This is a genomic window from Streptomyces sp. NRRL F-4489, from assembly GCF_001509485.1.
Classification (GTDB): domain Bacteria; phylum Actinomycetota; class Actinomycetes; order Streptomycetales; family Streptomycetaceae; genus Streptomyces.
This window is the reverse complement of sequence record NZ_LLZI01000215.1, coordinates 1-218: the sequence shown is the minus strand read 5'-3', so window position 1 is coordinate 218 and position 218 is coordinate 1. Positions and strand designations below refer to the sequence as shown.

Annotated in this window: 1 rRNA gene; it reads right to left on the bottom strand. The window is 55.0% G+C overall.

The window, feature by feature from the left end:
- Window positions 1–218, bottom strand: a 23S ribosomal RNA gene (locus ADL22_RS16070); the annotation flags it as partial.

The window sequence follows — 218 nt, the reverse complement described above, 5'->3', positions numbered from 1 at the left end:
TATTCGGACTCGCTTTCGCTACGGCTTCCCCACACGGGTTAACCTCGCTACACACCGCTAACTCGCAGGCTCATTCTTCAAAAGGCACGCAGTCACGACTGCATGTGCAAGCACATACAGCGACGCTCCCACGGCTTGTAGGCACACGGTTTCAGGTACTATTTCACTCCGCTCCCGCGGTACTTTTCACCATTCCCTCACGGTACTATCCGCTATCG